The organism is Mycobacterium sp. NGS27 (assembly GCF_059813005.1).
Genome location: NZ_JCALDT010000048.1, coordinates 1 through 383 on the forward strand (window position 1 = coordinate 1; position 383 = coordinate 383).

The following is a 383-nucleotide window of genomic DNA, read 5'->3' on the forward strand; positions in this document are numbered from 1 at the left end:
AATTGGCGCCTCGCATCGGTGTTGATGGGGGTGGGCTGGAGCCGTTGGTGGCGGTGCAGCGGCCGGCGGTGGTGCCGTTGTCGTTTGCGCAGAGCCGGTTGTGGTTCCTTGACCAGTTGCAGGGGCCGTCCGCGGTCTACAACATGGCGGTGGGGTTGCGGCTCAGCGGTCCCCTGAATGCCGACGCGCTGGGTGCGGCGCTGGCCGATGTGGTGGACCGCCACGAAAGCCTTCGCACGCTGTTCCCCGCGTTCGAGGGGACACCCCAGCAGGTGGTGGTACCCGTCGAGCGGGCCGACTTTGGTTGGCAGATCATTGATGCCACGAGCTGGCGGGCGGCCCGGCTTGCTGAGGCCGTCGGCGCCGAGTTACGTCGCCCGTTC

Annotated in this window: 1 protein-coding gene; it reads left to right on the plus strand. The window is 68.4% G+C overall.

Annotation, left to right across the window (positions count from 1 at the left end; all coding sequences use genetic code 11):
* On the plus strand, positions 1-383 hold a 383-nt coding region (locus AC5Y30_RS25510; protein WP_499922096.1), incomplete at both ends, for a condensation domain-containing protein.